18 protein-coding genes and 1 pseudogene are annotated in these 18,242 nt (G+C 40.7%); 10 read left to right on the forward strand and 9 right to left on the reverse strand.

Going from position 1 to position 18,242, the window contains the following annotated elements; genetic code table 11:
* Nucleotides 1–225: 225 nt before the first annotated feature.
* Nucleotides 226–1,344 carry a sulfate ABC transporter substrate-binding protein gene (locus F7734_RS54845; protein ID WP_155752616.1) on the forward strand — a complete coding sequence of 373 codons (1,119 nt, stop codon included), beginning with the start codon at nucleotides 226–228 and terminating at the stop codon, nucleotides 1,342–1,344.
* 196 nt (nucleotides 1,345–1,540) lie between these two features.
* Here the strand turns inward: F7734_RS54845 and F7734_RS54850 are convergent, their stop codons facing one another.
* Together F7734_RS54850 and F7734_RS54855 are read right to left on the reverse strand one after the other, a co-directional pair.
* Nucleotides 1,541–1,861 carry a hypothetical protein gene (locus F7734_RS54850; protein WP_155752617.1) on the reverse strand — a complete coding sequence of 107 codons (321 nt, stop codon included), beginning with the start codon at nucleotides 1,859–1,861 and terminating at the stop codon, nucleotides 1,541–1,543.
* A 171-nt stretch (nucleotides 1,862–2,032) separates the two neighbouring features.
* Entirely contained in the window at nucleotides 2,033–2,149 is a 117-nt protein-coding gene (locus F7734_RS54855) for a DUF1156 domain-containing protein (RefSeq protein WP_207714439.1), read from the reverse strand.
* A 101-nt stretch (nucleotides 2,150–2,250) separates the two neighbouring features.
* Between F7734_RS54855 and F7734_RS54860 the strand changes: the two genes are divergently transcribed.
* Complete coding sequence (locus F7734_RS54860; protein WP_155752618.1) at nucleotides 2,251–2,802, forward strand: Uma2 family endonuclease; 552 nt, start codon at nucleotides 2,251–2,253, stop codon at nucleotides 2,800–2,802.
* Nucleotides 2,803–2,991: 189 nt separating this feature from the next.
* Nucleotides 2,992–3,336 carry a hypothetical protein gene (locus tag F7734_RS54865; RefSeq protein WP_243147581.1) on the forward strand — a complete coding sequence of 115 codons (345 nt, stop codon included), beginning with the start codon at nucleotides 2,992–2,994 and terminating at the stop codon, nucleotides 3,334–3,336.
* 819 nt (nucleotides 3,337–4,155) lie between these two features.
* On the opposite strand, the gene F7734_RS54875 is transcribed toward F7734_RS54865, so the two are convergent.
* The gene (locus tag F7734_RS54875; protein WP_155752619.1) at nucleotides 4,156–6,084 is read right to left on the reverse strand and encodes an ABC-F family ATP-binding cassette domain-containing protein; all 1,929 of its coding nucleotides are present in this window, start codon (nucleotides 6,082–6,084) and stop codon (nucleotides 4,156–4,158) included.
* A 557-nt stretch (nucleotides 6,085–6,641) separates the two neighbouring features.
* On the opposite strand from F7734_RS54875, the gene F7734_RS54880 reads away from it, so the two are divergent.
* From F7734_RS54880 to F7734_RS54890, 3 genes and pseudogenes are all read left to right on the forward strand, one after another.
* The gene (locus F7734_RS54880; protein ID WP_155752620.1) at nucleotides 6,642–7,040 is read left to right on the forward strand and encodes a hypothetical protein; all 399 of its coding nucleotides are present in this window, start codon (nucleotides 6,642–6,644) and stop codon (nucleotides 7,038–7,040) included.
* Entirely contained in the window at nucleotides 7,040–7,423 is a 384-nt protein-coding gene (locus F7734_RS54885; protein ID WP_155752621.1) for a type II toxin-antitoxin system VapC family toxin, read from the forward strand. The genes F7734_RS54880 and F7734_RS54885 overlap by 1 nt, the downstream gene beginning before the upstream one ends.
* A gap of 278 nt (nucleotides 7,424–7,701) precedes the next feature.
* Nucleotides 7,702–8,920: pseudogene (locus F7734_RS54890) on the forward strand (ISAs1 family transposase).
* A gap of 28 nt (nucleotides 8,921–8,948) precedes the next feature.
* Here the strand turns inward: F7734_RS54890 and F7734_RS54895 are convergent.
* From F7734_RS54895 to F7734_RS54905, 3 genes are all read right to left on the reverse strand, one after another.
* Entirely contained in the window at nucleotides 8,949–9,170 is a 222-nt protein-coding gene (locus F7734_RS54895) for a hypothetical protein (RefSeq protein WP_155752622.1), read from the reverse strand.
* A gap of 341 nt (nucleotides 9,171–9,511) precedes the next feature.
* Nucleotides 9,512–9,928: a DUF1824 family protein gene (locus F7734_RS54900; protein ID WP_155752629.1), complete on the reverse strand. Its 417-nt coding sequence runs from the start codon at nucleotides 9,926–9,928 to the stop codon at nucleotides 9,512–9,514.
* Between the two features lie 126 nt (nucleotides 9,929–10,054).
* Entirely contained in the window at nucleotides 10,055–10,903 is an 849-nt protein-coding gene (locus tag F7734_RS54905; RefSeq protein WP_155752623.1) for a prohibitin family protein, read from the reverse strand.
* A gap of 369 nt (nucleotides 10,904–11,272) precedes the next feature.
* Here F7734_RS54905 and F7734_RS54910 point away from each other — a divergent pair, with 369 nt between their 5' ends.
* Together F7734_RS54910 and F7734_RS54915 are read left to right on the forward strand one after the other, a co-directional pair.
* Nucleotides 11,273–13,081, forward strand: coding sequence for an ABC transporter ATP-binding protein (locus F7734_RS54910; protein WP_166482750.1), 1,809 nt, complete (start codon nucleotides 11,273–11,275; stop codon nucleotides 13,079–13,081).
* A gap of 84 nt (nucleotides 13,082–13,165) precedes the next feature.
* On the forward strand, nucleotides 13,166–13,594 hold the full coding sequence (locus F7734_RS54915; protein ID WP_155752624.1) for a hypothetical protein: 429 nt from the start codon (nucleotides 13,166–13,168) through the stop codon (nucleotides 13,592–13,594).
* A gap of 56 nt (nucleotides 13,595–13,650) precedes the next feature.
* On the opposite strand, the gene F7734_RS54920 is transcribed toward F7734_RS54915, so the two are convergent.
* Nucleotides 13,651–13,920: a GlsB/YeaQ/YmgE family stress response membrane protein gene (locus F7734_RS54920; protein ID WP_155752625.1), complete on the reverse strand. Its 270-nt coding sequence runs from the start codon at nucleotides 13,918–13,920 to the stop codon at nucleotides 13,651–13,653.
* 517 nt (nucleotides 13,921–14,437) lie between these two features.
* Between F7734_RS54920 and F7734_RS54925 the strand changes: the two genes are divergently transcribed.
* Both F7734_RS54925 and F7734_RS54930 read left to right on the forward strand, forming a co-directional pair.
* A complete protein-coding gene (locus tag F7734_RS54925) occupies nucleotides 14,438–14,947 on the forward strand; it encodes a hypothetical protein (protein WP_155752626.1) in 510 nt (169 codons plus the stop codon).
* A 289-nt stretch (nucleotides 14,948–15,236) separates the two neighbouring features.
* Nucleotides 15,237–15,746, forward strand: a complete 510-nt coding sequence (locus F7734_RS54930) for a DUF4168 domain-containing protein (protein ID WP_166482751.1) — start codon at nucleotides 15,237–15,239, stop codon at nucleotides 15,744–15,746.
* A 130-nt stretch (nucleotides 15,747–15,876) separates the two neighbouring features.
* Here F7734_RS54930 and F7734_RS64785 read toward each other — a convergent pair whose 3' ends face one another.
* Both F7734_RS64785 and gcvP read right to left on the reverse strand, forming a co-directional pair.
* Complete coding sequence (locus F7734_RS64785) at nucleotides 15,877–16,083, reverse strand: MGMT family protein (protein ID WP_166482754.1); 207 nt, start codon at nucleotides 16,081–16,083, stop codon at nucleotides 15,877–15,879.
* 605 nt (nucleotides 16,084–16,688) lie between these two features.
* Nucleotides 16,689–18,242, reverse strand: a 1,554-nt coding sequence (gene gcvP / locus F7734_RS54940; protein ID WP_155752627.1) for an aminomethyl-transferring glycine dehydrogenase, incomplete at its 5' end; no start/stop codon positions are given.

An 18,242-nucleotide genomic window follows, 5' to 3' on the forward strand; every position in this document is an offset into this window, starting at 1 on the left:
TTCATATGCCGGCAAACTACATTCGCGATAGGCTCGTGGGCTGGGAGTTGTGTATAAGTGACTCACGTTGTCTCCCTTGTCTCCCTTGTCCCCCTTGTCCTCCTTGTCCCCAATCCCTAATCCCTCTTGCATTGAATACATATTTTATGGGATTGTTATTTTCATCAATTAAACTGTATTTCCATAGATTTACCGTATTTTACAAGTTTTGAGGAATCATTGACCATGAAGATATCCCTGCTAAATACTTGTTCATCCTTATTGCAACCGTGGAAACAATTTTCCACCCGCACGCGTACTTTCACGATCGCGACGGCTTTTACTGTCAGTGCAGCAGTACCTGTTTATGCGGGTATAACCTTGCAAAAGCCTCCTACAAATGCTCAAAATCAACTGATTAGCCAAAACCCTAAAACAGTTGAATTAACTTTGGTATCCTATGCCGTGACTAAAGAGGCATACTCTAAAATCATTCCCCTATTTACGCAAAAGTGGAAGAAAGAGCGCAATCAAGAAGTCATTTTTCGGGAAAGTTATGGTGGATCTGGTTCGCAAGCACGAGCTGTTATTGATGGTTTAGAGGCGGATGTTGTAGCACTTGCTTTGGGGCTGGATGTAGAGAAAATCCAGAAAGCAGGGCTTATTGCACCAGGTTGGGAAAAAGAGGTTCCCAACAATGGGATTGTGACTCGTTCTGCAGTCGTACTTGTCACGCGTCCGGGGAATCCTAAAAAAATTCGTGATTGGAACGATTTGGTTAAACCGGGCGTGACTGTCATCACAGCTAATCCAAAAACCTCTGGAGGTGCTCGTTGGAACTTTTTGGGGCTATGGGGTTCCGTGATTAAGACAGGTGGAAATGAAGCAAAAGCCCTCGATTATGTTACTAAGGTTTATAAAAATGTCCCTGTATTACCTAAGGATGCGAGAGAAGCAAGTGATACTTTTTACAAGCGCAATCAAGGAGACGTGTTGTTAAATTATGAGAATGAAGAAATTTTGGCAAAGATAAAAGGAGAATCTAACTTTCCTTCTATACTGCCTCAAGTCAATATTTCCATTGACAACCCAGTGGCTGTGGTAGACAAAGTTGTAGACAAGCGCGGTACTCGCCAAGTCGCAGAAGCTTTTGTGAAGTTTCTTTATACACCAGAAGCACAACGGCAATTTGCGAAGGTTGGTTTTCGCCCTGTGAACACTACTGCTGTTAAAGAAAATCAAAAGCAGTTTCCTCCAATAAGCAAGCTTTACACCGTCAAAGACTTTGGTGGTTGGGATGCAATTCAGAAGAAGTTCTTTGATGATAGGGCTATTTTTGACCAGATTCAGGGAGGGAAGTTTTAATGGCTAAAATGGCTATTAGCATACACGTAGGTAGGGTTAAAGTTCACCTATCCTTGTCAAGGTAGATAAAAACTTCAGCAAATCAATAGTTCTCTCACTTCTTACCTCTGCGTACTCAGCGCCTCTGCGGTTAAATAAATGATTTTTAAACCGCAGAGGCGCTGAGAGCACAGAGAGAGAAGATAATGAACTAGTACTACCCGTATGAGCTTTGGGCAGCTCGTTTGTTTGTAAAATTTAATAAAGTTGGGTGATTTTGTCTCAAATAGTCCAGATCAACAGCATCTGGCTCCCAACATGCATCAAAATCGTTTGGATTTGGTTCGCTTGTTACGAAGGAACCATTTATAAAAAAAATTCGACACCCAGCGTCTTTTAAATCAGTCATTGCTGCTTCCATTCCACGAATCATTCTTGCGCGTGCAGGTGTATAACCAAATTTTTCTTTAAACTCGCTCCAATCACAAAAATGCACGCCTGGTGGGAAATTACCATTCTCATCAAAATCCGGAATCATTCGTTAATAAAAAGCAGCTAATTACTGATATAAATAGCATTCCATTGGTTAATTTTTTCTAAAAAAAATATATTTTTTAGCTATATGAGGTTGAATATATGGCGTAAAGGAATGCAAGCTGGGTGAGGGCACTTTACCGTCCTCGCCCACAGCCAAGCAATGACTGTCGCTTCACCACCACCGTTCTCTTGCGGTAGAAGGATGTCCGTGACGAATAGATTTTTCTCTGGCAGATTCTTTGTTAATTGCTTCTAGTGGTAAAGCAACTTCAGTTAATTTTTTCTTCATTAATATACAATGCAAATAAAATTTGGAAAGATTTTTTAGAAAATTGATTTTTTGGCAAATATCATAAATATAGAACAAATCGTTGAAGAGGAGCGATCTCTATGACCATGATGACTGCAAAATGGACGATTGACGAGTATCACCGCATGATTGAGGCTGGTATTCTGGACGATCGCAAAGTTGAGCTACTCAAAGGAGAAATTGTAGAAATGTCGCCAGAAGGAGAAGCCCATGCTTATTCTAGCCATGAAGCCAGTCAGTATTTAACGAAGTTGCTAGGCGATCGTGCTACAGTACGTCAAGCCAAGCCTATTACTTTGCCCAACAATTCAGAACCCGAACCAGATACTGCCATTGTCAAACCTTTAGGACGTGAGTATCGATTTCATCACCCTTATCCAGAGAACATCTTTTGGCTGATTGAGTATTCCCATACTAGCTTAGATAAAGATTTAGAAAAGAAAAGCAAGATTTACGCTGAAGTCAGTATCTTGGAATACTGGGTTGTTAATCTTAAAAAATTACAACTTGTGGTGTTCCGCGATCCTGCTGACGGAGAGTACGCTACAAAATTTACCCTCACAACAGGAACCATTCAGCCTCTCGCTTTTCCTGAGATTTCTTTATCAGTAGAGGAAATTATCAATGCTTAGATTATTAGGTACAATTGGAGATGAGAACCTCCTCAGAAGAAAATTCAGGATTAACTAGAAAATAATCAATCGCCAGTACCGTTTCAGCAGAAGCTAATTCCCTTGTGTCTTGATAACAATCAATAACTTATGTTGTCAGGTTCGTGATTTTAAAATTGAGTTACGATAGTATCTTCGGGAGTTATAGTTATGAAAGAAAGGCAACATATACAAGTACCGCATGGTAGACGGATATTTGAAGTTCTTCAAGAACATTCACTGAATAAGCGCCCGCCTGTTTCTGAAGAAGAGAAAGCCAGACGTGAGGCGGAGGATGAAGCATTTGACAAGCGTTGTGATGAGATATTTCAACGAGTTCGTCCGGAATTAATTCAAGACCACTACAACTGGGCTATCATGATTGAGCCAAATAGCGGCAATTATGTAATTGACCCCAATCCAGAAGTCGCTTTTCAAAAAATCCGTGATAAGCATCCAAACGCCAGAATTATGGAAATGCGACTGAATAAAACAGGGGCTGTTGGCAGAGTATGATTCACGGCAGTTTTGGTGAAAATGGGGAGTTGTATTTTAGGATTGATTTGATAGCTGCTGATGGCTCAGATATAACAGTTAATGCCCCTGCTAGATACTGAGTGGACTGACTGGTTTGTTATGAACATCTAAGATGTGGAGAGTTTGGAATAGACTTATATTTTAGAACAAAGAAGGCAGACAGCACGAGGGGTAGCCAAGTTTTATCTTTATGAAGGAATTGTTAGCTTTAACGGTCAAAAATTAACTATTCCAGTTTTAGGTGGTAAGCAAATTACCGAAATTTTGATTGGGTTGCCTTGGCTAGAAAATCGACGGTTAGTAGTAGATAGAAAAGCAGGCTTGCTGACATTAGGAGAAGATTAAACTGTCAAATTAGTTCGCGATCGCATCTGGTAGAGAATAGAGAATTACGAAAATCTACCGTATACTACAGATACAGCTTCCCTGTAGCCCGCTATGAGCTTGTGTATCAACCCGAACTGCCCTAAACAAAACCATCCAGAGAATGCCAACAACCCCTTGTGTCAAAGTTGTTAAATGTAATCGATAAGCTTTCAATTCGATTCACTGTCAGCCGACTCGGAATATAACTTTCTAGTGGTTCAGGTAAGATTAATTTTCCCAAACGCACTTTGATAACAATTTCCCAAACACTAGCTGCACTCAGAAATAGAAGATTACTACTTGTCTTTAGTCTAAACTTCAGTCAGCAATTACATATTTATTAATAAAGACTAGCATGGCTAGTCTCTACATTATTTGCGATATTGTTTGTAATCTTAAATTAGCAATTAGCCATTAGCAATTAGCCATTAACTAAGATTCCCTTTCAGCTAATTCCAACCATCGCTCAGTTGCAGTATCAATAGCTTGCTTTAAAGTTTCTATCTGTTCGTAGAGTTTCTGCACTTGGCTGTAGTTACCAGGAGTAACTTTTGTCAGCGCTTTTTCTGCTTCTGTTTTTTCAGTTTCTAGCTGAGCAATTTTCCCTTCTAATTGTTCAAATTCCCGCTTCTCCCAATTCGATAGTCCGCGCTTTTTCTTTGTTCCATTCTCTTGAGCTTGAGACGTTACATTTATTGTCTCATTTTTGACTTTTTCTTTGGTAGGAGCACTTTGTTGCTGCTTTTCTTCCTCGGCTTTCTTATAATCTAAATAAACAGAGTAATTTCCAGGATACTGTCGAATGTTTCCACCTTCTTCCAAAGCAAATATAGTATCTACCGTCCTATCTAGAAAATAGCGATCGTGAGAAACAGCGATCGCACAACCGGAAAAATCCTCTAGATAATCCTCTAACACTGCCAAAGTCTGAACATCCAAATCGTTAGTCGGTTCGTCTAATATTAAAACATTGGGCGCACCCATCAAAATACGTAGTAGAAATAACCGCCGTTTTTCTCCTCCAGAAAGTTTGTGAATGGGAGCATATTGTTGATTCCCTGGAAACAAAAAGCGTTCTAGCATTTGGGAAGCCGTGATTTTCGTGCCATCCGCAATGCTGATAAATTCTCCTTCTTCTTTGATATAGTCAATCACTCGCTGATTTTCATTCAATGCCGATAGCAATTCCTCAGAATGCTGATCGAAATAACCAATATGAATGGTAGAACCAATATCAACAACCCCAGCATCTGGAGTCGTGCGTCCCGTGATGATATTTAACAAAGTTGATTTACCTGCACCATTTCCACCAATGATACCAATTCGGTCTTCTGGACTAAATTCGTAGGTAAAATCTTTGATTAATGTTCTTTCATTATAAGCCTTAGAGACATGATTAATTTCAATAACTTTTTTGCCGATCCGACGACTTACTGTAGAAATATCAACTTTACCTTGAACTTGTTTAAACTCTGTTTCTCTCATCGCTTGAATGCGATCGATTCTGGCTTTTTGTTTCGTACTCCGGGCTTTTGGTCCCCGTTTTAGCCATTCTAGTTCTCGTCGCAACACACCTTGATGTTTTCGCTGGCTGCTAACAGCAGATTCTTCTGCTAATGCTTTCTTTTCTAAGTAGTAAGAGTAGTTACCAGCATAGGTGTAAATGTCTCCTCGGTCAATTTCTATAATCCGATTGGTGACTTTATCCAAAAAGTAGCGATCGTGAGTTATGAGTAAGAGTGCGCCACGATAACGATTCAGGTAACTTTGCAACCACTCTACAGAATTGGCATCCAAATGGTTTGTTGGTTCATCCATAAGTAACAAATCGGGTTCTGAGAGCAAAGCCGTAGCCAAAGCGATTCGTTTGCGATAACCACCAGATAAAGTACCAACTAGAGCGTTAAAGTCTGTGATACCTAATTGTGAAAGAATGATTTTGGCATTTGTTTCCAGTTCCCAAGCATTAATTGAGTCCATGCGTTGCATGACGGAGGATAAACGTGACATCAACTGTTTGTCTTCTGGTGCGTGGGCTAATTTGTCGGAAAGTTCTTCGTATTCGCGCACTAAAGTCATTTGTTCGCCACTGTCAGCGAAAACTTGTTCTAAAACTGTGTGGTTTTCATCGACTTCTGGCTGTTGCGGCAGATAGATGATTTTAGCTCCAGAATTAGTTATAATTTGACCGCTATCTATTGGTTCTAAGCCTGCAATCATTTTTAATAATGTGGATTTGCCGGAACCGTTGGTTCCAATGAGTCCGACTTTATCGTTGCTATCTAGGCTAAAGCTGGCTTCTTTGAGAATTTCTTTGATACCAAAATCTTTTTTTACTGATTGTAGGGTGATAATACTCATAATATTTGGTTAGGGGTTAGTTGTTAGTTGTTAGTTGTTGGTGGTTACCAGGGGTGCAAGGCTTTGCGCCTACACAGTATGGTACATTCAGGGGTTGAGGAACCGCACCCTGTAGCAGATGGAGGCAGACGGTCGCTCGCTCTTCCAAATGATAAATGTTATCAATACCTCTTTTGAGTTTGGTTAAGATTTATTGTAGGTTGGGTTGCGGGAAGCGAGAAATTCCAGACCGTCTTCACTTACCCAAGTTATGGGAACGGGCTGTATTTTGCAATTGCCTCTCACCCCCGAAATAATGCCCCTAGAACCTCCGATAAGTCCGTGGATAAAGATCTTCACTCCCTGCACGCTCACGCGCGCCGTTGGATGCTAAACTCACCTCCAGTAACGCCCATGCTCTTAACCCCCAAACGCAAAAGTACTATCAAGTCTCAAAACTTTGATTTGAGAGATTAAAATAATAATGGAATATAATTTTGGTTTCTAGTCGTTAACTTGTAGTTAGTTTGATATCTAAGAATACTATGTCTCCATTCAATACTCTCAATTCAATAGTCGTGTTCTCTTCTTTAACACCTTTGGAATTAGCAAGACCAATAAATTTCCCAGTACCTCAACATCAATTACTACCTTCTCTTTCACCTTTTGTTGTGAGTTGGACGAGTCCTTTTGTATGTTATTCTACTCCTCTTGTGAATTTACGGGTAGAACGCAATGATGTAAATGTTTTTGAATTTGGTTATCCTACACGTCCAATCGTTTCGACATCTTCACTTCTATCAAATAGGGAAAATTTATCTTCAATTAACGATCTATCTGATAACAATCTAAAAGAAAATGAAACTGTTAAAAAACTTCCTAGACCTTTAGGTATTTGGAAAGGACAAGTAGAAATATCAGAGGATTTCTATAAAACTTCAAGTGATATTCTTTCTGAAATGGGTATCGAAGAATAATGAAATTGTTGCTCGATACTTGTACGTTAATATGGTCACTTGAAGACAACCCTTGTATTTTACCTGTAGTTCGTGAACAAATTACTGATTCTTCAAATGAAGTTTTTGTTAGTGCTGTTAGTGTTTGGGAAATAGAAACAAAGAAAAAGAAAGGGCAGCTTAATACTCCGGACAATTTAATACAAGCCATTATTGCTACTCAGTTTAGTTTTCTATCAATAACAGAACACCACGCTGTTAAAGCTGTATCACTACCTGAACATCACAAAGACCCTTTTGATAGGTTTTTAATAGCACAAGCCTTATTAGAACAGATGGTTATAATTACTTCCGATACTGAATTTAAAAACTATGGAGTACCAATTTTATTTGCTACAAAGTAACCCTTGACCAGTCCCCAGTGCGATCGCTAGAAGAGCGCGGAGCGCCATTGTCCTTCTGACTAAACATTTTATAGGAGTATTTTTAGTTGCTTGACTGTATAAGTTGGCAATCCTTTGTCAAACAAAATTTTGTCGCTTCGTACTACAATAGTGCAGGGTTAGCGCGTCTCAAACCCTATTGACAAGGGGACTTGTTTGAATGGTAGTAGGGCTGGAAAAAAAGTGACACTATTTGAGGTAGGGTAAGATTTAATCCATCTAGCTGGAACTCAAGGGTCATGTCAAAAGGATTTGAGAATAAAAGTAAAATTGAAACATCTTTTACACCCAGTGTTGATAGCTCTGATATTACCAGTAAGTTTCAAGAATACTTCACAAATGTAAAAGACCCAAGAGTGGAAAGGACGAGATGGCATTTACTGACTGATATCATCACCATTTCTATTTTGGCAGTCATCGCTGGCGCTCAAGGTTGGGAAGATATTGAGGAATATGGACAAAATAAAAAAGAATGGTTGGAGACATTTCTAGACCTACCATTCGGAATACCTAGTCCAGATACGTTTAGCTATGGTGTTTGAGAAAATTAACCCCAAAGAATTTGAGCAATGTTTTCGTTCGTGGGTACAATCACTGGTTGAGAAGTTGGGAGTGGAAGTAGTTGCTATAGATGGCAAAACTCATAGGGGTTCATATGATCGAGAATCGAAGCTAAAAGCCTTACACACAGTGAGCGCGTGGTCAAGCGAATACCGTTTGGTCTTGGGACAAACGAAGGTCAGTTCTAAATCTCATGAAATCACCGCGATTCCAGCACTATTAGATATGTTAGACCTATCTGGCTGCATCATTACTATTGATGCAATGGGTACACAGAAATTGATTGCAGAGAAAATTATAGAAGGCAATTCTGATTATGTTTTGAGTCTCAAAGATAATCATCCAACGCTACACCAACAAGTGAAAAATTGGTTTGAGACAGCTCAGTCTCTTGGGTTTGAAGGTATTGATGTCAGCATTAGTCAGCGAGTGTCCAAGGGACACCACCGCATCGAAAACCGTAAAGTTTACACAGTGCCAGTGTCTCAACTTCCTTCCCTTCATGAACAAGACTTGTGGGTCGGACTGAAAACAGTAGTCATGGTAGTACGTTCAATTCAGCATTGGAATAAAACTACCCACGAGGTACAATTTTACATCACCAGCCTTGCCAGTGATGCTCACAAAATTAGTAGTGCAATTCGACAGCATTGGGGAATTGAAAATTCTGTTCATTGGACATTGGATGTCACCTTCGGTGAAGATGAATGTCGAATTCGTTCTATGCACGGCCCACAGAATTTTGCTTTACTACGTCGCATTGCCCTGAATGCCTTGGAGCGAGAATCCTCTTTTCGTCGCAGTATTCGCCAAAAGTCACGACGAGCAGCTATGAATGATCGATACATGGTTTCTGTGTTAGCAGCCGCTCTCCCAAACTCAGACCCTCTGCCATAATCCGTCTGTCAATAGGGTTTGAGATGCGCTAACCCTGGCTTTTAGGATAAGGTAATAATAGGCGGTAGACTTCTGCCAATTCTTTCTGGCGACCAACAAAACTTTCATAATCGCGCGGTGGTAGATTGTGGATAGGCAATGCTTCAAGCAGACGAGCCTCTAATTCCGCAATCTTTTCTTTATATTCTGCAATTTGCAACAAAATATGCGACGGCGACAGAATACCCAGCGTTGATGCCTTTAACTCCAACTCACGTAGATGTGCATAATTAATCTAAAGGAGCTGCTCGAGGTGGGCTTTTTCACTAGTTTCCATGCAGTAAACCCCAAAGCTTATCTAAGTAGTTTGACATCAGCCTTCAGTGTTCGCTCTCATCCTATCATCCCTATAAGTTACGCTAAATGCATAAATTTACTAATCGTAGAATTTCTTTCACCATAACACAACTACTTTTGGGAGCTGCGGGACATAGTCAAAAAAGGAGATAACACTAATGGCGGAAACGCACCCACAAGGGTATTGCACTTTATTGAATTCACATTGTTAACTACCTAACTACATAGGGCGCAGCCATCTTGCGCCCCTACTAACTAAACAAACAAATCTAAGGGTAAATGCCCGAACATTTCATTGACTCCGCCCTGAGAATAAGATTGACAGCTGACAAGTACCCCTCGATGATGTCCTAAGTAAGAATCGAGGTAACACAAACCGTTTTTCCCATTCAGTTTAATGTAAACTGGACCATCCATCATAGGTAAGTCACTGGGTGGTTCATAACCAAAGGCGTGGGAATAAGTTTTCATTGCCAACATTCCTTCTTCAGCAGTATCAGCACAGATACCCAAAATTTGGTAATCAGAAAGATTGGCAATGAAAATTAATGCTTCACGGACTACAGTCTTTTCTGATGACTTGAGAGGAGGGGCAATGTCTACACAGTTAAACTTATTAAGAATTTTTTTAGCTTCTTGAATGTTCAAATTATTTTGTTTGCGATTTGTCATATACGAATTTATTATCCTTCGTTTGTCATTGGTCATTAGTCATTTGTCATTTGTCATTGGTCATTAGCCATTAGCAATTAGCAATTAGCAATTAGCAATTAGCCATTAGCAATTAGCCATTTGTCATTAGTCATTGGTCACTGTATTGCCTAAGTTAAAAAGGAATGGCGGACTATTCTTAGAATTGCTATCCATAACTAGAACTTTTGGCATTTGAGCACCACCGCTTTTCCAAGCTTCAATTGCTTCTTTCTGCAAAACTAACTGTCCCCCTTGAGCTTTCAAAGTTTCGGCTAAAAGTCTTTGAGCTTCTGCTTTACCTCTAGCACGATTGATTTCTGCTTGTGCTTCCTGTTCGGCTTCTCGTGCTACATAAACTGCTCTTTGTGCTCTTTGTTCGGCAATTTGTTTTTCTTCTACGGCTCTGGCAAACTCCGGAGAGAACGTTAAGTCTACTACACTAGTATCCAATACTATTATTCCATATTTATCTAATCGTTGCCCCAAGGCTGAGTCAAAGTCTTCTTTTAATTCACTTCTTTTGGTAATAGCCTCTTCTACTGTTCTTCTTGCAGCTGCAATTTTGAAGGATTCCTGTGTTTGTGGAGCAATAATTTTGGTAACAATATTAGCTAGTGTTCCTTGTTTCCTCCTAATTTCAACAACCTGCACGGGGTCGATGCGAAAGTTAATTGCAAATCTTGCTGTTAAAGTTTGCAAATCCTTTGTCGAACTCTCTGCGGGAACTTCAAACTTTTGTACTGTTAAATCATACACATCCACTACTGAAATAAAAGGTGGTATGAGGTGGATACCTTCTATCAAAGCCCCGTCTCTAGCTTTACCCAAGATACTCAGTACTCCTGCTTGTCCGGGGTTAATAATGATAAAGGAATTGAGGCTTAAAGCGACAAGTATCGCCGCTACAATTCCCAAAACTGTGATTTGCCAATTTGCGAACTGCTGATTTTTCAATTCCTTCTCTCCTTCAATTTTGGATTTTGGATTTGGGATTTTGGATTAATCGATTTTGGATTTGGGATTTTGGATTTGGGATTTTGGATTAATCGATTTTGGATTTGGGATTTTAGATTTGGGATTTTAGATTTGGGTTTGGGTTTGGGTTTTGGATTGAAAAGCTTTGCATTTAAACTGTTTCAACCTTAGCAAACAATACTTAGTAGAAGCTCACAAATCAAGTGTAAAACACTCAAAACCAGTAAGTAAAACCTTCTATGCTTCTGTCCAATGCCCAATGCCTGATGCCCAATGCCCGATGCCCAATCTCCACTACTTTTGCTGTTGGTCGTGCTACTATTCAGATCCAAGCATCTACTTACGACAGTGGCTAAGATACTTAGGTCTTATCAAAAATCGAGAAGGCAAGCGTCTTCAAACCATCCCCTTAAGCGATTGCTGAATTACGGACATCGATATCGCAAACAAATTTGGCTCGCAACAGCTTGTTCGATCCTCAATAAGCTTTTTGACTTAGCACCACCAGGGTTAATTGGCGTTGCAGTGGATGTGGTAGTAAAGCAGCAAGATTCTATCATTGCTCAGTTGGGTGTGAAAGATATCTTTTGGCAATTCTTAATTCTTTCATTTTTGACTGTCATTGTCTGGATACTGGAATCTGTTTTTGAATACGCTTATGCCAGACTGTGGCGCAATTTAGCGCAAGACATCCAGCACGATCTCCGTCTGGATGCTTACAAACATTTGCAAGATTTGGAACTGGCATATTTTGAAGAACGGAGTACAGGTGGTTTGATGTCCATACTTAGCGATGATATCAATCAATTGGAACGTTTTTTGGATGTGGGAGCAAATGACATTCTCCAAGTTGCTACTACCGTTGTAATTATTGGTGGTGCTTTCTTTATTTTGGCTCCTAGTGTTGCCTGGATGTCAATGCTACCAATACCTTTTATTCTCTGGGGTTCTTTTGCTTATCAGGATTTGCTTGCTCCTCGTTATGCTGAAGTCCGGGAAAAGGTAGGGTTGCTTAATTCTCGCTTGGCAAATAATTTGGGTGGTATCACGACTATTAAAAGTTTTACCTCCGAAGATTACGAAATTGCACGGTTGGCAGAGGAAAGTGAAGCATACCGTCGCAGTAATAATAAAGCCATCAAGTTATCTGCGGCATTTATTCCTTTGATTCGGATGTTGATTCTAGGTGGGTTCACGGCATTGCTGTTGTTTGGTGGTATTGCTGCTGTCAATGGCAAAATGTCTGTTGGTACTTATAGTGTCCTCGTTTTCTTAATCCAGCGTTTGCTTTGGCCTCTCACACGATTGGGTGAAACTTTTGACCAATACCAACGCGCAATGGCTTCCACAAATCGAGTTATGGATTTGTTGGATACTCCGATCTCCATTCCTACAGGAGACATCGCGTTACCTATCGATACAGTACGTGGTGAGTTGGCATTAAAAGAGGTGACGTTTAGTTACAAGGATAGGTTACCTGTCGTTAAAAATTTGTCTTTACATATTCCGGCGGGTAAAACAATTGCCATTGTTGGTTCTACTGGATCGGGTAAAAGCACTCTCATTAAACTTTTATTACGCTTGTATGAAGTCCAATCGGGACAAATTACCCTTGATGGCATCAATATCCAAGATTTAAAATTGCGGGATCTACGCTGTTGTATTGGTTTGGTCAGTCAGGATGTCTTCTTATTTCATGGAACTGTTGCAGAGAATATATCTTACGGTAGATTCGATGCAAACAAGGATGAAATTATCAAGGCAGCTAAGGTGGCTGAAGCCCATAATTTTATTATGCAGTTACCTCAAGGCTACCAAACAATTGTTGGCGAACGAGGTCAAAAGTTATCTGGAGGACAACGACAGCGAATTGCGATCGCACGTGCTGTCTTAAAAAATCCACCTATTTTGATTTTAGACGAGGCTACCTCAGCCGTCGATAATGAGACCGAAGCCGCAATTCAACGCTCCTTAGAACATATTACCGTCAATCGAACAACTATTGCGATCGCCCACCGTCTTTCTACTATTCGCAACGCCGATCGGATTTATGTCATGGAATACGGACAATTTGTAGAATCAGGAACTCACGAACAACTTCTCAACCAAAACGGAATTTATGCAAGCCTTTGGCGCGTACAATCTGGTCTAAAATAGGGATCGGGCACTCGTCACAAAGTTACTCTTTGCGTCTTTGCGACTTTGCGTGAGATTCTTCTTATCCAAAATCCCAAATTCATTATGTTCCTTGGTAATACCCAACCCGAATCAACAGATAACAAGTGGCGGCGTCAGCTAGATAGCTTTGTAAAAGCACATCAACAAGAATTAGCAGCACTGTCATGGGGTTTGTGGTTAGAAAATGGTAACGACCAAGGCACTATAGGCATAGATTTACAACCAAAACCACATTTTGTCTACTGTCCCAAAGAAGCAGTAGAAAAGCTCAATAATAGCGTAGAAAACAGGCTTCAGGAAGTTATAGGAATTGTAGAGCATTACAATCCTGAAGCTGAAGTTCTGATGATAGGAATTGGCAAAGAACAAATCAAGTTAATTCATTTTCAACCCGCAACCTCACCACCTGTTTGTTACAAACAAGTTGGTAAAGATGTTAATACCTTATTGGAACAGTTGGAAGAAGAGTTAAGCAAAGAGTTAGTTACCTAGGATGGGCATTGCCAACTATATTAATCTTGTGCTGGGCAATGCCCACCCTACTTTTATTAGAGCGCTCTGTGAGAAAAGCGGTAGTACAAGAAAATTGCAATAATTGCACCCAAAACAGCAACAAACAAACCAGGAATGCTCAGAGTAGCAGAAGTCAGCGTGAACGTTCCCGTTTGTAGTAAGTTAACCAAAGTTCCACCAACAAAAGCACCGACGACTCCCAAAAGCAAAGTAGATAAGATACCACCACTTTGATAACCTGGATAAATAGCTTTTGCGATCGCACCTGCAAGAAGACCTAAAACAACCCAAGCAATAAGATTCATCGTTTTACTTCCTTTTCGTTCTGCACCGAACACTTTATATTTAACGTCGTGCAATACTTTTATTCATCTTTCATCAGAAACAATGCTAGCTTTTCTTAAGAAAGAGAATAAGGTGTTATAAGTTACACTTGGTTAAGTCGTGAGAAGACACCGCTCGCCCTAAAGTTATACTCGGTGCATCAATTGTTAAGTAGGGAATTTCTAAGAAATCTATTATCTATCTTGTGATATATGTATCTAGTCTGCCTTTACTTAATAAGTAGTTCAACTAAAAAAAATATAAACTGTTTGTAGTTACAATGCATGCGAAGACAGCGCAACTACGAGCCTAACAGTATCTTAATCCTTTAATATGTTTTGGCAATCCTGCGTAGGTTTTGCATAAAAATACGAAATTACGTAGGTTGGGTTTCGCACACGGGTTTACCCAACCTACTATTTCCCAAAACCTACGTAGTATTGAAGTTACTGGTAACTGTTATTATCATTTTTAGCAGTCAAGATAAAGGTTGTAAAAATGAATTTAGAAACTGAAAATTCCCCTGAAATTGCCGAAGTGAAAACAGAAGCAATCACCAAACGCAGCCATGGAGAAGTTGTATTTGAAATAAAAAAAATTATACCAGCTAACTTGACTGAAAGCTCTGCAACTTCTCGCTCCATTGAACCCCCTAATGAGGTTCTAGAACTTCTTGATTCATTTGTTGAACAACAAGGATACCACAATCTAGGAGAGCGTTGGAGAGAAATTAGTCGAGCAGAAGCTGAAAAAATTATAAATTTTATTATGACGAAAGATTTAGCTTATTCTGTAGAACTTATGTCTTCTGAAGAAGCTCAGCAAATTTCTTCTAAACTATTAACTCTGTTTGCAGGAAATTGCAAGTATTTTACCAATGCATTATTTGTGAACAATTTCTCGGGCATGAGTGAATGGAACTCAATTACAGAATCAACTTTTGATACAGGAGTGATGATTGTGAGTGGCGATCGCATTGGTATGTTGTGGGTGCAAGATGAAGATTAGGTAAAAGTCAGTAAATTTAAGACATTTGGGCAAGCGTTACAAGGGCAGTCAAATTGTGAAGTGCCACTTTGCACAGTCAATATTGACTCTATTTCGTTAATATGTATGAAGCCGTACCACGATAGGGTATATTTGGAGTCGTGCGCTAGCAACAGCAGTCAATAGACCTGTTACTGTTTAAGTGTACCTGAGAATATGCCTGCTACATCGATGGAACTTAACGAGCTAGTCCAAGAAGTCCAACACCTTCTCTATTGTGGGGTAGGTAATATCTAAGGAGGAACTCAACGTGTTCAAGCAACTTCTGACAGGTAGCTGTGTTTTTCTTTTCTTGCTTGTCGGCAACCTGTCGGTTCAAGCACAACAAAAACCAGTATCCCCATCCCCTCAATCTCAGCCTCCAGCATCCAGTACTCCAACCAACACCCAAGTTAGCTCAGAAGAACTCCAAAAATTTGCACGCACAATAAAACAGTTGATAGGCATTGAGCAGACAGCAAATCAGGAAATGTCGCAGGTGATCGGTAAATCTGGTTTAAGCCAAGAACGATTTTTTGCTATTTATAAATCACAGAGAACCCCTTCTGCCCAACCAACACCAGCAGTTAGTTCTCAAGAAAAGCAGCAGTTTGAGAAGGCATTCACAAATTTGAGGCAGATTCAACAACAAGCTGAGACTAAAATGAAACAGGTATTGCAAACTGAAGGGCTACAGCCAGAACGCTTTAATCAAATTGAAGCAGCCGTCAGACAAGATCCAGCGCTTCAGAAAAAAGTACGTGAGATGATTAAGGGATAGTCTTTCAGAACTAAGTAATGGGTGCATTCTAACTTTCTCATACACCTTATACAGTGGGGAAATTGCTTTTGGTTTTGTTAACTACAGACCTCAAGTTATTGCCCCTTTTTATACACAATTTTCTGTATTTTTACTGAATTTCATAAGTTTCCCAAAGATACTCTCGGAGATTAATTTTTCCATCAGGAGTAAATTTTATTCCTTCTTCTTCTAAAAGAAATTGTTGCCTGTAATCATTTCCATTGCGTAACGGGGAATGGGATATTTCACCTTTAGCATTCACTACGCGATGCCAGGGAACATTTGATGAGCTTATATCGACTCGGTAAAGACTGATTCTTCCTCTTCCTAGTACAAATCAAAGATTGGACAGACATTAACAGTAAATTTCCGCAAGCCAATTTCTAGAACGTTTAATGTAACTTAATAGCTGTGATTTTTCTCACATTATTACCCCCTTAATCCCCCTTATAAAGGGGGGAAACTAGATTTCTTGTTCCCGGAGCAATCCATCGGGGGAGGGTTAGGGTGGGGTAATTTCGACTTGGATTACCCCCCTTAATCCCCCTTATAAAAGGGGAAACTAGATTTCTTGTTCCCTCCCCTTTCCAAGGGGAGGGTTAGGGTGGGGTAATTTCGACTTGGATTACCCCCCTTAATCCCCCCTTATAAAGGGGGAAACTAGATTTCTTGTTCCCTCCCCTTTCCAAGGGGAGGGTTAGGGTGGGGTAATTTCGACTTGGATTACCCCCTTAATCCCCCTTATAAAGGGGGGAAACTAGATTTCTTGTTCCCGGAGCAATCCATCGGGGAGGGTTAGGGTGGGGTAATTTCGACTTGGATTACCCCCTTAATCCCCCCTTATAAAGGGGGGAAACTAGATTTCTTGTTCCCTCCCCTTTCCAAGGGAGGGTTAGGTGGGGTAATAAATATTTGATACATCTAATAAGCATCCATTGGCAGACAAGAACAAACAAAATTCCTGTCACCAAAGGCAGCATCAATGCGAGCTACACTAGGCCAAAATTTGTGTTCGCGAGTCCAAGGTGCGGGGTATGCAGCTTGTTCTCGGGAATAGGGATGCTTCCATTCTCCAACAATCAGACTCTCTGCCGTATGAGGAGCATTTTTCAAGACATTATCTTGAATATCCATCTTGCCAGATTCAATTTCAGCAATTTCTTGACGAATAGCAATCAGCGCATCACAGAAACGATCTAACTCTTCCATAGATTCACTTTCTGTTGGTTCTACCATGATTGTACCCGCTACAGGCCAAGAAACAGTGGGTGCGTGAAACCCATAGTCCATCAGACGCTTGGCAATATCATCAATTTCGATGGAAGCAGATTTTTTCAGCGATCGCAAATCCAAAATGCACTCATGAGCAACCAGATTGTTCTTCCCTTTATAAAGAACAGGATAGTAACCTTCCAACTTGCGAGCAATATAGTTAGCATTAAGAATCGCCACCTTAGTTGCTTCCGTCAAACCTGCTGTACCCATCATAGCGATGTACATCCAAGAAATAACCAGGATGCTAGCACTACCCCATGGTGCAGCAGAAACAGCACTCGTAAAGGATTGGGGAATTTCCTTCTTATTCCCAATCCCCACGCCCCAATCCCCAGTCCCTAACACAACGTGTCCGGGAAGAAAAGGCACCAAATGAGAAGCAACACCAATAGGTCCCATACCAGGACCGCCGCCACCGTGAGGAATACAAAAAGTTTTGTGCAGGTTGAGGTGACAAACATCCGCGCCAATATCTCCAGGACGGCAAAGCCCTACCTGGGCATTCATATTTGCCCCATCCATGTAAACTTGCCCGCCGTTAGCATGAATCACAGCGCAAATTTCCTGGATTTGTTCCTCAAACACGCCATGAGTTGAGGGATATGTCACCATCAAAGCAGAAAGTTCCTTGCCGTGCTTTTCTGCTTTAGCCTTCAAATCATCTAAATCGACATTCCCTTCCGAGTCACAAGCAACGGCGACTACTTTCATCCCACACATGACAGCACTTGCTGGATTTGTACCATGTGCAGATTGGGGAATTAAACAGACATTGCGATGCCCTTCCCCACGACTTTCATGATACCGACGAATAACTAACAATCCCGCGTACTCACCTTGAGAACCAGCATTTGGTTGCAAAGAAATTCCTGCAAACCCGGTAATTTCAGCCAACCATTCCTCAAGTTGCTGAAACAGGATTTGATAGCCTCGTGTTTGAGACTGAGGCGCAAAAGGATGTATCTTGTTAAACTCAACCCATGAAACAGGCATCATCTCAGATGTCGCGTTGAGCTTCATCGTACACGAACCCAAAGGAATCATCGACGTTGTCAAGGACAAGTCTTTAGTTTCCAGCCTGTGCAGGTAGCGCAGCAACTCAGTTTCTGAGTGATAGCTGTTAAAGATAGGATGAGTCAGGTAGCTGGTAGTGCGGGGGAGGGGGAGAGTGGGAGGGGGGGGAGCTAGGTGTTCTGGTGG

Source organism: Scytonema sp. UIC 10036 (assembly GCF_009725235.1).

Bases quoted from the DNA above. Each gene is read 5' to 3' on its own strand.
- F7734_RS54845 (WP_155752616.1), top strand. From the start codon at position 226: ATGAAGATATCCCTGCTAAATACTTGTTCATCCTTATTGCAACCGTGG.
- F7734_RS54850 (WP_155752617.1), bottom strand. From the start codon at position 1,861: ATGATTCCGGATTTTGATGAGAATGGTAATTTCCCACCAGGCGTGCAT.
- F7734_RS54855 (WP_207714439.1), bottom strand. From the start codon at position 2,149: ATGAAGAAAAAATTAACTGAAGTTGCTTTACCACTAGAAGCAATTAAC.
- F7734_RS54860 (WP_155752618.1), top strand. From the start codon at position 2,251: ATGACCATGATGACTGCAAAATGGACGATTGACGAGTATCACCGCATG.
- F7734_RS54865 (WP_243147581.1), top strand. From the start codon at position 2,992: ATGAAAGAAAGGCAACATATACAAGTACCGCATGGTAGACGGATATTT.
- F7734_RS54875 (WP_155752619.1), bottom strand. From the start codon at position 6,084: ATGAGTATTATCACCCTACAATCAGTAAAAAAAGATTTTGGTATCAAA.
- F7734_RS54885 (WP_155752621.1), top strand. From the start codon at position 7,040: ATGAAATTGTTGCTCGATACTTGTACGTTAATATGGTCACTTGAAGAC.
- F7734_RS54900 (WP_155752629.1), bottom strand. From the start codon at position 9,928: ATGACAAATCGCAAACAAAATAATTTGAACATTCAAGAAGCTAAAAAA.
- F7734_RS54915 (WP_155752624.1), top strand. From the start codon at position 13,166: ATGTTCCTTGGTAATACCCAACCCGAATCAACAGATAACAAGTGGCGG.
- F7734_RS54920 (WP_155752625.1), bottom strand. From the start codon at position 13,920: ATGAATCTTATTGCTTGGGTTGTTTTAGGTCTTCTTGCAGGTGCGATC.
- F7734_RS54925 (WP_155752626.1), top strand. From the start codon at position 14,438: ATGAATTTAGAAACTGAAAATTCCCCTGAAATTGCCGAAGTGAAAACA.